We start from the raw sequence: 13950 nt of genomic DNA on the forward strand, positions 1-13950 counted from the left end.
GGGCGTTCACTATAAAGAGAAAGGATGCGGATGTCTGAGTTTGACTGCCAGGATTTCTTCGCGCTCGATGACCAACTGACCGATGTCGAACGGATGATACGTGACACGGCGCGCGCCTATGCGTCGGAAAAACTCGCGCCGCGCGTTCTCGATGCCTTTGTTGCGGAGAAAACGGACCCCGCCATCTTCCGCGAAATGGGGGAGCTCGGGCTGCTGGGATCGACCCTGCCGGCCGAATATGGCGGGGTAGGGGCGAATTATGTCTCCTATGGCCTGATCGCTCGTGAGATCGAGCGGATCGACAGTGGCTACCGTTCGATGATGAGCGTGCAGTCCAGCCTCGTCATGCACCCGATCCACGCTTATGGCTCCGAAGCACAGCGGCGGGAATATCTGCCTCGGCTGGCGTCGGGGGAATGGATCGGCTGCTTCGGCCTGACCGAACCCGATGCCGGTTCCGATCCCGGCGGCATGACCACGCGAGCGGTGAAAATCGACGGCGGATATTTGCTCAATGGGGCCAAAACCTGGATTTCCAATGCGCCGATCGCCGACATTTTCGTCGTCTGGGCAAAGTCGGACGCCCATGGCGGGGCGATCAGAGGCTTCGTGCTGCGCAAGGGGATGAAGGGGCTGTCGGCGCCCAAGATAGAGGGCAAGCTGTCCTTGCGCGCATCGATCACGGGGATGATCGTCCTGGATGACGTGGAGGTGGGCGAGGATGCGCTGCTGCCCAACGTCGAGGGGTTGAAGGGGCCATTCGGCTGTCTCAACCGGGCGCGTTACGGGATCGGATGGGGCGCGATGGGCGCGGCTGAATTCTGCTATGCCGCGGCGCGCCAATATGGCCTGGATCGGCATCAGTTCGGCAGGCCGCTGGCCGCCACGCAATTATACCAGAAGAAGCTCGCGGACATGGCGACCGAGATCACGCTTGGCCTTCAGGCCTGCCTACGCGTGGGCCGGCTGATGGACGAAAAACGCGCCGCGCCGCCGCTCATCTCCCTCCTCAAGCGGAACAATGTCGGCAAGGCGCTCGATATCGCGCGCATGAGCCGCGACATGCATGGCGGCAACGGCATCTCGGCGGAATATCAGGTCATGCGGCATGCGATGAACCTGGAAACCGTCAATACCTATGAGGGCGCGCATGACGTGCATGCGCTGATCCTTGGCCGGGCGATCACCGGCATCGCCGCCTTCTGATCGACCGCTCGCCGACACGCACCTCTGGAGTCTTTTATGCGGGAAGCCGTCATCATCTCTACCGCCCGTACCGGAATCGGCAGGGCCAATCGCGGATATTTCAACGCTACCGAAGCGCCTGTTCTCGGCGGCCACGTCATGCACGCCGCGATCGACCGCGCGGGCATTGATCCCCGGCAGATCGATGACATTTTTTTCGGAGCCGGCAACCAGTGGGGCACGCAGGGCGCCAATCTGGCGCGCATGAGCGTGTTTGCGGCAGGCCTGCCTATCGAAACGCCCGCTTTCACGCTTGATCGCAAATGCGGGTCGGGCCTGACCGCCATCGCGCTGGCGAGCCGCTCGATCATCGCCGGAGACATCGACGTCGCGCTGGCGGGGGGCATGGAATCGATCAGCCTGACGACGAAGCAGGCGGCTGCGCCCTACCACAACATGTCGGTCACCGATTTCAAGCCACATGCCTATATGACGATGATCGAAACCGCTGAAATCGTCGCCGAACGCTATGGGATCAGTCGCGCTCAGCAGGACCAATTCGCTGCCATCAGCCAGCAGCGCGCCTTCGCCGGACTGCGAAATGGCGCCTTCCGCGAGGAGATCGTTCCGATCACCGTCGACAAGGCGCTCTACGATGCGGACGGCAACCGGGCCGGAACGGAACAGGTCACCGTCACGCAGGACGAAGGGATCAGGGGCGATACCACAGCCGAGCGGCTGGCGGGGCTGCGTCCGGTTTTCAAGGACGGCATGGTGGTGAAGGAGGGCAAGCATGTCACGGCCGGGAACGCCAGTCAGCTTTCCGACGGCGCATCCGCCCAGATCATCATGGAGCGAAGCGAGGCGCAAGCACAGGGCAAGGAGATTTTGGGCATCTATCGCGGATTCCAGGCGGCCGGTTGCGAGCCCGACGAGATGGGCATCGGCCCGGTCTTCGCGATCCCAAAACTTCTGAAGCGCGCGGGCCTGCGGATCGAGGACATAGGATTATGGGAAATCAACGAGGCCTTCGCCAGCCAGTGCCTCTATTGCAGGGACCATCTGGGCATCGATCCAGCCATTTATAACGTCAATGGGGGCGCCATCGCCGTTGGCCATCCCTTCGGCATGACCGGTAGTCGGCTCGTTGGCCATGCGTTGATCGAAGGACGCAGGCGCGGCGTGCGCTATGTCGTCGTATCGATGTGCACGGCGGGCGGCATGGGCGCGGCCGGGCTGTTTGAAATCCCCTAAAGTTGAGCCCCGCCACAATATGCCGCTGACGCTCGTCTCCGATGCCACGCGTTGCACTGTCACGCGCTCCTATCCCTGGAGAATATGATCATGGCCACTTTAGTTCCAAGCCGCAAGGAAGAGCTTATCAACACCCTGGAAATGCTTGATAGCCGCCTGCTCTGGCTGTCATCGTGGATGATCCACAACGCGAACTATATTCGTGAGAAGCGGGACGGATTGAAGGTTGGCGGGCATCAGGCGAGTTGCGCATCGATGACCGCGATCATGTCGGCGCTGTACTTCCACGCCTTACGTCCGCAGGACAAGGTCGCGGTCAAGCCGCACGCAGGGCCGCTTCTGCACGCAGTCCACTATCTGCTTGGCAACCAGAGCCTTGATCGCATGCAGCGTTTTCGCGGGCTGGGTGGTGTGCAGAGCTATCCGAGCCGCACCAAGGACGCGATCCCCGTCGATTTCTCCACCGGTTCGGTCGGTCTTGGCGTCGCGATCACCGCTTTCACCTCGCTAGTGCAGGACTATCTGATCGCGCATGGACAGGTGCGGGAGGAAGACGCCGGTCGCATGATCGCTCTCATGGGCGATGCCGAACTGGATGAGGGCAATATCTACGAATGCCTGATCGAAGGTTATAAGCACGACCTGCGCAATTGCTGGTGGATCGTCGACTATAATCGCCAGTCGCTCGACGCGACGACGGCCGATCGCATGTTCCGCCGGTTCGACGATATATTCGAGACCTGCGGTTGGCGGGTCGTGACGCTGAAATATGGCAAGCTCCAGCAGGAGGCGTTCAGTCGGCCCGGCGGGAAGTCGCTGGAAGAATGGATCGACGGCTGTCCCAACGCGGAGTTCGCCGCGCTCACCTATCAGGGCGGCGCCGCCTGGCGGGAACGGTTGCTGAACGACATCGGTAGCAAGCCGCATGTCAGGACGTTGCTGGACAGCTTCAAGGATGATGCGCTCGCGCGGCTGATGACGAATCTGGGCGGCCACTGCGTCGAAACGCTGGTGGAGGCCTTCGACGGCGCCAATGACGACAAGCCGACGCTTTTCATCGCCTATACGGTGAAGGGCCATGGCCTGCCCCTGGCGGGTCACAAGGACAATCATTCGGGCATGATGAACCCGCCTCAGATGGAGCAGTTTCGCGCCAGCCTGGGCATCAGGAAAGGGGAGGAATGGGAGCCTTGGGGCGGGCTCGGCGACAATGTCGCGACGCAACTCCAGGCTTTTGTAGATTCGAGCCCGCTGGCTCGGAAGAATACCGAACCCGTCGCACCCCCCGTGCCAGTTCCCGCGCGCCTGCCGGTTCCGGAGGGCGGCGAGCAATCCACGCAGGGGGCGTTCGGGCGCATTCTTCTTGACCTCGCCAAATCCCGGGAAGAGCTTGCCGACCGCATCGTCACGACGGCGCCGGACGTCACGCAGACCACCAATCTCGGGGCGTTCGTCAACCAACGCGGGCTGTTTCGCCGTCAGGAACTCGCCGACGTCTTCCACAAGGCGAAGATACCCTCGGCCCAGAAATGGGCGCAGCACGCTGCGGGCCAGCATGTCGAGCTGGGCATCGCAGAAAACAACTTCTTCCTGATGCTAACGTCGCTGGGCCTTGCCGCGCCGCATTTCGGCACGCGGCTGCTGCCGGTCGGGACGGTCTATGATCCCTTCATCGCCCGCGGCCTGGATGCGCTCAACTATGGTTGTTACTCGGACTCGCGCTTTCTGCTTATCGGCACGCCGTCGGGTCTGACCCTTGCCGCCGAGGGTGGCGCGCACCAATCGATCAACACGCCGCTGATCGGCATGGGCCAGCCCAACCTCACCTATTTCGAGCCGGCCTATGCCGATGAACTGGCGTTGATGATGCGCTGGGCGTTCGACTATATGCAGCGTCCCGAGGGCAGCTCGGTCTATCTGCGCCTGACCACCAGATCGATACCACAACTGGATCGCGACGACCGCGACTGGGAGGCCGATGCGCTCAGGGGCGGCTACTGGCTGTGCAAGCCGGCGCCCGGATCGGACGTCGCGATCGCCTTTACCGGCGTGGTCGCCCCAGAAGCCCTGGCGGCCTGGGAGCAGCTGGCCGAGGATATCCCCGGGATCGGCCTTCTCAACGTCACCTCGCCCGATTTACTGCATCGCGGATGGTCGGCGAGACGGGCGGCGCGCTGGTCGGGCGGGCAAAGCGAACCTTCTCATGCGGAAAAGCTGCTTTCCGTGCTGACGCCCGGCGCGGGACTCGTGACCGTCCTCGACGGCGCGCCGGGTGCCTTATCCTGGCTCGGCGGGGTGACGGGCATGCGGGTCAGTCCGCTGGGCGTGGATCGCTTCGGCCAGACGGGCGACCAGCCCGATCTCTATCGTACCTACCGGCTGGATGCCGACGCCATCGTCGAGGCCGCCGCCGAACTTTTCCTGGGGGACTGACCAATGGCCATCGAACTCAAGATGCCGGCCCTTTCGCCGACCATGGAAAAGGGCACGCTGGCCAAATGGCTGGTAGCCGAGGGCGACATGGTCAAAGCCGGCGATCTCATCGCGGAGATCGAGACCGACAAGGCGACCATGGAGGTTGAAGCCACCGATGATGGCCGTGTCGCCGGGCTTGTCGTCGCCGAGGGGACGGATGATGTCGCCGTGGGCACGGTGATCGCCCTGCTGGCTGGGGAAGACGAAGCCGCGCCGGATCCTGCGGCGGCCGGCATGATCGCCGGCCCCGCTATGGCGCCGATGCCTGCCGCCGCGTGGTGGCCCGAGCCGGTTCAACCCGAAGTCGCGCCGGCGGTTTCCGACCCGCTCACACGCCTCCCTCCATCAGAACGGCTCAACGCGAGTCCGCTAGCCCAGCGCATCGCCGAAGCGAGGGGCATCCGCCTGGACGCTATTGTCGGTACTGGGGCGAATGGCCGCGTCACCCGATCCGACCTTGGCGTTGTGCCGCTCACTGCGTCGTATCCCGCCACGCCTGCTGCGGATACAGCGCCAGCCGACGCCGTCATCGCGCCGCCGCCGGCGGGGGTGCCAGTGGAGACGGTCAAACTCAGCGCGATGCGCAGGACGATCGCGCGGCGACTGACCGAATCCAAGCAGACCATCCCGCATTTCTATTTGACCGCGCGTTGCAACATCGATGCTCTGCTGGCCTTGCGAGTCAAGCTGAATGCTGCTCTCGCCGAACGCGGCATCAAGATCAGCGTCAACGACATGGTGTTGAAGGCGATGGCGCTGGCCATCGTCGAGGTGCCCGACGCCAATGTGCAGTTCGGCGGAGAAGCGCTGCACCGCTTTGGCCGCGCGGACATCGCGGTGGCCGTGGCGATCGAGGGAGGGCTTGTCACGCCGGTCATACGCGATGCGGGGGCGCTGTCGCTGTCGGCGATCTCCCAGGCGAGCAAGGTGCTCGCGGCCAAGGCGCGTGACGGCAAGCTGGCGCACGAGGAATTTCAGGGCGGCACTGCCTCTCTCTCCAACCTCGGCATGTTCGGCATCGACGAAATGGTGCCGGTGATCAATCCGCCGCAGGCTCTCATCCTCGGCATCGGCGCCGGGGTCGAGCAGCCGTGGAAGGTCGATGGCCAGCTCGGCCTGGCCACCGTCGTGACGGCAACAGCCAGCTTCGACCATCGCGCGATTGACGGCGCGGTCGCGGCCGCTTTTATGGCCGCCTTTCGCCGCTATGTCGAAGCGCCGCTTCTCATGGTTAGCTGACGTCACGTCATTCCTTCTCGGATTGTCGAGTCAGGCGGCGATTTCGTCCCTGATGCTGTTGGTAAGCCTGCCCATGCGATCGATCCCCACCTCGACCGTGTCGCCCAGCTTTATTCAAATTGGCGGCTCGCGGAACAGGCCGACGCCGCCCGTGGTGGCCGTGGCGACGACATCGCCTGGCTGAAGGGGTATGATGGTCGAAAGATACGTGGACCCAATGGTGCCCAGGATGAATTCCATCTCGCCGCAGCCGCCCAAAACCTGCGCAAGCTCGCCAAGATCAGCCTGGCCAGGCAGCCGGCCATGACCTGACGTCGGGCATCCGCGCGCGTCCGTTTCAATCAGGACCCTCCGCATCAACCAAAAGGCGACTTTTTCAACGGCATCATGACAAAACCGGCCATTCGACGCACTCCTCACGAACGGCAGGAAAGTCCCACGACGCGGCATACGCTGCCGGCAACCATCGACCCATTCCGGTCATTAAGAGCTCGAATTTCGCTCCTCGGATGCGGCCGGCTAACAGCTGCCCCTGGGGGTGGGCCCGTTCGGATTTAATGACCCTTGCGCCGACGATTATGCCTCTCTATTGCAAATAGATCGCATTAGCGAATCTGTTGATAGGGGGCTGATTTGTCTTTCATTCGCGTGGCGCTGCTCGCGTCCGCTTCTCTCTGCACCACCATGGCATATGCTGAGCAGATACCTGTTCCCTCCACGGAAGTTGTTGAGGGGGGCCAGATCATCGTTACCGGCCGCGCCCAACGCCTGTACCGCACCGAAACCACGACGGTAGGCAAGAGCGCGCAAGACCCGCTCGATATTCCGCAGGCATTGCAGGTGATCAACAAGGACCTGTTCGCCGATCAGGGCGCGCGCGATGCGACAGATATTTATCGCAACATCTCGGGCGTCAGCTTCTTCAGCTATGCCGGCGTCACCTTCCGCGGCTTCCGGCAGGATCAGTCCTTCTACGACGGCATGCGGGGCAACCCTTTCATCGGCTTTTCGGTGCCCCAGCTCTTCAACATTGAGCGCGTCGAGGTGCTGAAAGGTCCGGCGGGCCTCTTCTTCGGGCCGGGCTCACCCGGCGGCATCATAAACTATGTGTCGAAGGTGCCGGATACCAAGACAGCAATGCGGCTTGTGGCGACCGGCGGCAATTACGACCGGCGCGGCATATCGGCCGAAGCGACCGGCCCAATCGACAGCGACGGCATCGTCACCTATCGCCTTGGCGGCTTCTATGAAGCCATGAACCCGTATCGCCTGAACACGAAAAATGTGTCGCTGATCGGCGATGGCGGCGTTGCGATCCGGACGAACGAAGGCGGCAAGCTGACGCTGCAGGCGACGGTCTACCACAATGACCTGCAAGCGAACCGGCTGCGCGGCGTACTGACCGACAATGCTGGCAACTTTCTGACCGACATTCGCTGGAACGCCAATGAACCCACCGACTTCCTGCATCTGAAGTCGCAGGCCTATCAAGCGCGCTACGCCACGGCGATCGGCGATGCCGTCACGTTCGACGCTGGCGTGCGCTATTTCAAGGCGACCGAGACACAGCAATATCACGAACCGCGCGGCTTCGTGGCGGGAAGCACCGATCTGGTCGCGCGCGAGTTTCGCGACCAGATCCGCGATGTGGATGGGCTTTCCTTCTCCGCCAATCTCACCGCACGCCTGGACCTGCTCGGTATGGAGCATAAGGTCCAGGCTGGCGCGGACTGGTACGACGAAACCAGCGTGCTCAATAGCCGCATCCTGCGCGCGGGTGTGACGCCGCTCAGTCTCAGCAACCCGGTCTATACCAATAGCGCGCGCGATGCGGCTCGGGCGGCGCTGCTGCCCTTCACCGTCACCGATACCCGCACCAAGCGCAAAGGCGCCTATCTGCAGGACCAGATCAGCCTGACCGAGAGGGTCATACTTGTGGGTGGCGTTCGGTATGACAAGTTCGAGGACGGCGTGGTCGGCAACCGGTTTTATACCGATGATGACGTCACCTTCCGCACGGGCGCCATCTTCAAGCCGCGTAAGGACGTTTCGGTCTATGTGAGCTGGTCGCAGAGTTTCGAGCCACAGAGCGCGTCGAGCCAGACGGTCGACGCGGGAGGCCCCTTCGCCCCGGTAACGGGCGATCAGTTCGAGGGCGGGGTCAAGACGGACCTGTTCGACGGCCGCCTTCAGGCCAATTTCGCCGCCTACCGGATCGTGCGCAAAAACATTCTGCAAGCAGACCCGACCCTGCCTCCGGTCAACGGCCAGGATCAGTTGCGTCCGATCGGCGAGGTCACGAGCAAGGGGTTCGAGGTCGACCTATCGACCGACATCACGGCCAATTGGGTCGCGCTGGTTAACTATGGCTATAACGATACGAAGATAACCGGAACGATTGCGGGGCAGGCGATCACCAATGCCGTAGGGGATCGCTTCGCCAATGCGCCCAAGCACAAGCTCGGCTTCTGGACCCGCTATCAGGTGCCTGCGATCGACGCGGCCTTCGCCGTCGGCGGGGAATATGTGTCGCGACGCGTCAGCCTGTCCGGGCAGGGCGTGAAGCCCTACACGATCTTCGATGCGTCCATAACCAAGGGGCTGGGCTTTGCCGAACTGATGCTGCGCGTCGACAACATCTTCGACAAGGTCTACGCGGCCTCCGGCTTTTCCGCGCAAAGCGGGCATTTCCCTGGGGAGCCTCGCACCTTCCTCGCCGAACTACGCTTCAGCTTCTGATCCATGGGCAAGGCGCACGCCAAGAAGGGCCGCTCGCTCTGGTGGGTAGTGCATAGCTGGATCGGGCTCAAGCTCTCCATCTTCCTGACCTTCATCCTCGCGACCGGTACGCTCGCGGTCTTCGCCCATGAGATCGACTGGCTGGTGACGCCCTCCATGCGGGTATCGCCGCGCCCGGAGCCGATCGCCTCCTGGGGCGCCTTGGCGGACGCGGTGACGCGCGCAGCGCCGCAGGCGCGGCTTCAGACGCTCTACGCACCCATCGATCCGTGGTTCGCGGCCGAAGCATGGGTCAGCCTTGGCAAGGGTGCGCCGGAGCGGATCTTTGTCGATCCCTGGACGGCAGAGGTGACCGGCCGGCATGGGTGGGCCAATGTCCACCGCTTCCTGCGGCAGGTGCATCGCCATCTCATGTTGCCGACGAAGATCGGCATTCCGCTTGTGTCTTCACTGGCTCTGTTGCTGATGCTGTCGCTGATATCCGGAATCGTCACGTACAAGAAATGGTGGCGCGGCTTCTTTCGCGCACCGCGCGGTGGTGACACTCGTCGCCTGACCGGCGACCTGCATCGCCTGATCGGCTTGTGGAGTCTCTGGTTCGTTGCGCTCATCGCGCTGACAGGCGTTTGGTATCTGGTGGAAACGTTGGGCGGGAACGCGCAAGTGCCGGAATTGCCGCAGGTTGCCGCCGGTACTCCCCCGGTCGGTGCCCGGCTGGATCGCCTCGTGGCGATCGCCCGACGATCAGACCCGAAGCTCGACATTCGGGAAATCCGCTTCACGCCGGAGCATGGCGTCATACTCCTGGGGCAGTCGTCTGCCTGGCTTGTGCGCGATCGCGCCAATGGCGCCGCGATCGATCCGGCAACCCAGAGGGTGATTGCCCGACTGGATGGGCGCAATCTCAGTGTCCATCAGCGCCTTTCCGAAATGGCCGACCCGCTGCACTTCGGCACGTTCGGCGGGCTTTGGACGAAGGTAATCTGGTTCCTCTTCGGCGCGGCGCTCACCGCCATGGCAGTGACTGGCACCGTGATCTACGCGACCCGGTTGACAAAGATCGCTCGGCTGGATGCAAATGGCTGGAAGCTAGCTTGGCGCGGCATGGGGATATGGGCCTATATCGGCATTGCGCTCGTCCTGATGGCTCTGGCGCTCACGCCAGGCGCTATCGGCGGTGCGAGTTGAGAATATCGACCCATGTCGAACACTCAACACCCAGTCTTCACTCCCCAATTCCGGACGGTCAGCTATTCTGCGATCCGACCGGACGACCGGCGCGGGATCAGGGTTGGAGCTACAAGCATCTTAGTCTGTTTGCCAGCCGCCAGTGGCATATCCAACAGCTCAAGTGCCGCTGCAGCAATTTGATCGAACGGCACCCGCATCGTTGTCAGTGGCGTCGGCAGATGGCTGACAATCGGGATATCGTTGTAGCCGACCAGTGAGATGTCGCCGGGCACGGCAATTCCCATGTTGGTGAGCTTCGAGAGTGCACCGATGGCGGTATTGTCGTTCACCGCGAATATGGCGGTAGGCCGCTGGTCCAGAGCCATGATTGCCTCGGCGGCCTCGGCACCCGCCTCGATGCTGAAACTGGATTCCACCACGAGCGATGGGTCGACCGAAATCGATGCTTCTTCCAACGCCTGCTTATAGCCAGCTAATCGATCGCGGCTACTCGATGCAAAGGAGGGACCGGCGATGATCGCGATCCGCCGGTGGCCGAGATCGATGAGGTGTCGGGTTGCGAGGTAGCCGCCCAGACGATCATCGCCGATCGCGGACGGGCTATGTCCGTCCGTGCGCAGCGCCAGCACATGAGGCACCCCACGCTTTTCAAGCTTATCTGGCAGATCGTCACCGGTTCGCGCCGTGGCCAGGATCAAGCCATCGACCCCACGCTGGATCAACGTCTCGGCCGCGCGCTCATCGGCATCGATATTGTCATCGGTCGTTGCAACCAGCGCGATCCGCCCGCTCTTTGCGCAGGCCTTGGCAATCGCTTCATATAGCATCGCCATAACCGTGTCGGTCAGACGCGGGACGATCACGCCGATCGCCATCGTCTTACCCCGCCGCAGGCTCGAAGCGGAAATATCACGGATATAACCAAGATCTGCCGCCACCTGCCGCACCCGACGTGCGGTCTCGTTGTCAGAGTGGGGCAGCCGTTCGTCGAGAATGCGTGAAACCGTCGATTTCGATACGCCGGCTGCCGCGGCAACACTGTGCAGCGTGACCCGGCCGCCGCGTCCTTCCAAATCCCTGCCCATCAGCGCCATTTCCCTTCAATCTTACCTGCTCTCTTCATCGCGCCGATAGCCCGCTTTGTATCTTGCCGCAAAATCCGCCTTGACACCAGCGATGATTCGAAACGATAACGGGAACGTTCCCATCAACGTTTTCATATAGGAGAGTTTCATGAGCCTTTACGATCCTGCGCCCAACAAGCGTCCTGCCCCCGCCAATGTCATCGACCTGCGCGGCCTCAATCCTGCGCCCGTCACTGTGTTTGACAGCGAAGGCAAGGTTGACTGGGCCGCTAATGCTGACCTCGCCAAATGGCTGGCCGGTAAGGAGGGCGTGAAGAGCCTCGTGATTCTGGGGCATGCCGGTGAAGGCACCTTCCTCACCACCGAAGAGCAGGTCCGCCTGATCGAAGTCTATGTCGAAGCGCTGGACGGCAATATCCCGGTCATCGCCGGCATCACCGGTGAAGGCACCGAGGTCGCCGCCAAGGAAGCCAAGCGCGCGGCCGACGCCGGCGCGATCGGCGCGCTGGTTTATCCCTCGCATGGCTGGCTGCGCTTTGGCTATCAGGACGGTGCCCCGCAGGATCGCTACAAGGCGATCTACGAGGAATCGGGCCTACAGTGCATCCTGTTTCAATATCCCGACGCCACCAAGGCGACCTACAACCTCAAGACCCAGCTTGAAATCGCCGCGCAGCCGGGCGTCGTCGCTACTAAGAATGGCGTGCGCAACATGAAGCGCTGGGACACGGAAATCCCCGTTCTGCGCAAGGAATTCCCGGACCTGCAGATACTGACCTGCCATGACGAATATCTGCTGCACACCATGTTCGACGTCGACGGCGCGCTGGTCGGCTATGGCAATATCGCTCCCGAACTGCTTTTCGCGCTGATCCAAGCCGGCAAGGCCAAGGACTACGCCAAGGCCCGCGCCATCCATGATCAGCTGCTGCCGGTGACGAAGAATGTCTATCACCGTGGCTCGCATATGGAGGGCACCGTCGCTCTCAAGATCGCGCTGCGCGCTCGTGGCGTACTGAAGGACGCCACTGTGCGCTCCCCGCTGATCGACCTGTCGAGTCAAGCCGAACAGGAAATCGAAGCTGCGATGAAGGAAGCCGGCATCGTCTGACACTGTCGCTGGACGCCTTTTCGGTCCGGGGCGGACCGACTGAAATGGAAGGAAGTTGATCTGCCCCGGCGGAAAGGCCCTGACACGGCATAGGCGGTTCCTGCTTTTGGGCAGGACAGCCTATCGCCATCGACCCAACAGAACAGACGCGCAGGCTTTCCAAGTCCCAGATAAGCGCGCAAATGGGAGAGGCTCAGATGAATGCTTCGATTGCATCTACCATGACGGCCGACCGCGTCAACGCGACGGCCATTGCCAGCGACAGCGGTGCAGCGCTGATCGCGCGGCTTGAGCGCCTGCCGGTGACCCGCCCCGTGCTATGGGCACGAGGCTGCGTCGGCATGGCCACCTTTTTCGACGGATATACCACAATCGCGCTCGCCTATGCGATGCCGATCCTGGCTAAGGAATGGAGCCTCGCCCCGTCTATGACGGCGGCGATCATCTCTTCGGGCTATTTGGGGCAATTGATCGGCGCGATCTTCTTCGGTTGGCTGGCCGAACGGATCGGTCGCCTGCCGGTATTGGCCATCGCCATCGGCATCTTCGCGGCGATGAGTGCCGCGTGCATCTTCGCCTGGGGGCCACAGTCCCTTATCCTGTTCCGCTTCCTGCAAGGGATAGGCACGGGCGGTGAGGTTCCGGTCGCCAGCGCCTATGTCAATGAACTGTCCGGCGCAAAAAGGCGCGGACGTTTCTTCCTGCTTTACGAACTCCTGTTCCTGGTCGGCCTGACCGCCGCCGGTGCGATCGGCTATACCATGGTGCCCAGCCTTGGTTGGCAGTCCATGTTCATCGTCGGCATGGTGCCGGTGGCGCTGGTGATCCCGCTGCGTTTCTTCCTGTCGGAAAGCCCACGCTGGCTCATCAATCGCGGCCGCTTCGCCGAAGCCGACAAGGTGATCCGCCGGCTGGAGGATAGCGCCATTCGTTATGGCCAGGCGCTACCCGAACCCCGCGCGGCGACTGCCATTCTGGTTCAGGCAAAGCCGGCTGGGTCGATCCGCGAAATGTTCGGCCCGCTTTATGGCCCACGCACGCTGTTGCTCTGGGGCATGTGGTTTGGCGCCTATATGATCAATAATGGCCTGCTAACTTGGCTGCCAACCCTCTATCGAACGGTGTTCGACCTGCCGATCGATCAAGCCATCGGCTATGGTTTTGCCATGACCGGGGTGGCACTGATCGCATCTTTCATTTGCGCCCTGACGATTGACCGGGTCGGTCGCCGCCGCTGGTACACCGGCGCCCTGCTGTTCGCGGCCGTGCCGCTGACGGCGCTTTACCTGCTCGGCGCGTCAACACCGGTCATGGTCTTTGCCCTGGCGACGCCGGCCTTTGCGGCGCTCCAGACCGTTACCTATTCGCTCTACCTCTATTCCGGCGAGCTTTATCCGACTCGATTGCGCTCGGTGGGCGCTGGGTTAGGATCAGCATGGTTGCGGGCAGGATCGATTGCAGGTCCTTGGGTAATTGGACTTGTCATGTCGGGCGGTCCGATCGCACCGGTCTTCCTTGCTTTTGCAGCGGTCGCGGTCCTGACCGGCTTTGCAGTGCTGTGCTGGGCGCCGGAAACCAGCGGCAAGTCTTTGGAAGAACTCTCTCCCTGAGCCCTTCCTCCTCGCCGCCTGCGCCCTGACCCGCCGGCGGCCCTTTTCCCGTCATATTCGG

The 13950-nt window shown here is 62.4% G+C and carries 10 protein-coding genes; 8 read left to right on the forward strand and 2 right to left on the reverse strand.

All coding sequences use genetic code 11. The features are described 5' to 3' along the window. Window positions 1-30: 30 nt before the first annotated feature. The 4 genes from M529_RS42525 (at window position 31) to M529_RS42540 (ending at window position 6153) form a co-directional block, all read left to right on the forward strand. On the forward strand, window positions 31-1206 hold the full coding sequence (locus tag M529_RS42525; protein ID WP_021319321.1) for an acyl-CoA dehydrogenase: 1176 nt from the start codon (window positions 31-33) through the stop codon (window positions 1204-1206). 36 nt (window positions 1207-1242) lie between these two features. Further along, complete coding sequence (locus tag M529_RS42530) at window positions 1243-2439, forward strand: acetyl-CoA C-acyltransferase (RefSeq protein ID WP_021319322.1); 1197 nt, start codon at window positions 1243-1245, stop codon at window positions 2437-2439. Between the two features lie 90 nt (window positions 2440-2529). After that, window positions 2530-4872: a transketolase family protein gene (locus M529_RS42535; protein ID WP_031295346.1), complete on the forward strand. Its 2343-nt coding sequence runs from the start codon at window positions 2530-2532 to the stop codon at window positions 4870-4872. A gap of 3 nt (window positions 4873-4875) precedes the next feature. Continuing rightward, window positions 4876-6153 (forward strand): 2-oxo acid dehydrogenase subunit E2, encoded by a 1278-nt coding sequence (locus M529_RS42540; protein ID WP_021319324.1) that lies wholly within the window; start codon window positions 4876-4878, stop codon window positions 6151-6153. A gap of 114 nt (window positions 6154-6267) precedes the next feature. On the opposite strand, the gene M529_RS50620 is transcribed toward M529_RS42540, so the two are convergent. Next, window positions 6268-6393: a fumarylacetoacetate hydrolase family protein gene (locus tag M529_RS50620; RefSeq protein WP_161626370.1), complete on the reverse strand. Its 126-nt coding sequence runs from the start codon at window positions 6391-6393 to the stop codon at window positions 6268-6270. A gap of 393 nt (window positions 6394-6786) precedes the next feature. Between M529_RS50620 and M529_RS42550 the strand changes: the two genes are divergently transcribed. Both M529_RS42550 and M529_RS42555 read left to right on the forward strand, forming a co-directional pair. After that, window positions 6787-8892, forward strand: a complete 2106-nt coding sequence (locus M529_RS42550) for a TonB-dependent siderophore receptor (RefSeq protein WP_021319326.1) — start codon at window positions 6787-6789, stop codon at window positions 8890-8892. Window positions 8893-8895: 3 nt separating this feature from the next. Next, window positions 8896-10080 (forward strand): PepSY-associated TM helix domain-containing protein, encoded by a 1185-nt coding sequence (locus M529_RS42555; RefSeq protein WP_021319327.1) that lies wholly within the window; start codon window positions 8896-8898, stop codon window positions 10078-10080. Window positions 10081-10142: 62 nt separating this feature from the next. Here the strand turns inward: M529_RS42555 and M529_RS42560 are convergent, their stop codons facing one another. Continuing rightward, entirely contained in the window at window positions 10143-11177 is a 1035-nt protein-coding gene (locus tag M529_RS42560; protein ID WP_021319328.1) for a LacI family DNA-binding transcriptional regulator, read from the reverse strand. A gap of 139 nt (window positions 11178-11316) precedes the next feature. Here M529_RS42560 and M529_RS42565 point away from each other — a divergent pair, with 139 nt between their 5' ends. Together M529_RS42565 and M529_RS42570 are read left to right on the forward strand one after the other, a co-directional pair. Then, window positions 11317-12279, forward strand: a complete 963-nt coding sequence (locus M529_RS42565; RefSeq protein WP_021319330.1) for a dihydrodipicolinate synthase family protein — start codon at window positions 11317-11319, stop codon at window positions 12277-12279. Window positions 12280-12620: 341 nt separating this feature from the next. Next, on the forward strand, window positions 12621-13889 hold the full coding sequence (locus M529_RS42570) for an MFS transporter (protein WP_269078886.1): 1269 nt from the start codon (window positions 12621-12623) through the stop codon (window positions 13887-13889). Window positions 13890-13950 lie beyond the last annotated feature (61 nt).

Origin of the sequence: Sphingobium ummariense RL-3, from assembly GCF_000447205.1 — a bacterium.
GTDB lineage: Bacteria > Pseudomonadota > Alphaproteobacteria > Sphingomonadales > Sphingomonadaceae > Sphingobium > Sphingobium ummariense.

Excerpts from the sequence above, each read along its gene's own strand:
- M529_RS42525 (WP_021319321.1), top strand. The coding sequence starts at position 31 with ATGTCTGAGTTTGACTGCCAGGATTTCTTCGCGCTCGATGACCAACTG.
- M529_RS42530 (WP_021319322.1), top strand. The coding sequence starts at position 1,243 with ATGCGGGAAGCCGTCATCATCTCTACCGCCCGTACCGGAATCGGCAGG.
- M529_RS42535 (WP_031295346.1), top strand. The coding sequence starts at position 2,530 with ATGGCCACTTTAGTTCCAAGCCGCAAGGAAGAGCTTATCAACACCCTG.
- M529_RS42540 (WP_021319324.1), top strand. The coding sequence starts at position 4,876 with ATGGCCATCGAACTCAAGATGCCGGCCCTTTCGCCGACCATGGAAAAG.
- M529_RS50620 (WP_161626370.1), bottom strand. The coding sequence starts at position 6,393 with ATGGAATTCATCCTGGGCACCATTGGGTCCACGTATCTTTCGACCATC.
- M529_RS42555 (WP_021319327.1), top strand. The coding sequence starts at position 8,896 with ATGGGCAAGGCGCACGCCAAGAAGGGCCGCTCGCTCTGGTGGGTAGTG.
- M529_RS42560 (WP_021319328.1), bottom strand. The coding sequence starts at position 11,177 with ATGGCGCTGATGGGCAGGGATTTGGAAGGACGCGGCGGCCGGGTCACG.
- M529_RS42565 (WP_021319330.1), top strand. The coding sequence starts at position 11,317 with ATGAGCCTTTACGATCCTGCGCCCAACAAGCGTCCTGCCCCCGCCAAT.
- M529_RS42570 (WP_269078886.1), top strand. The coding sequence starts at position 12,621 with ATGGCCACCTTTTTCGACGGATATACCACAATCGCGCTCGCCTATGCG.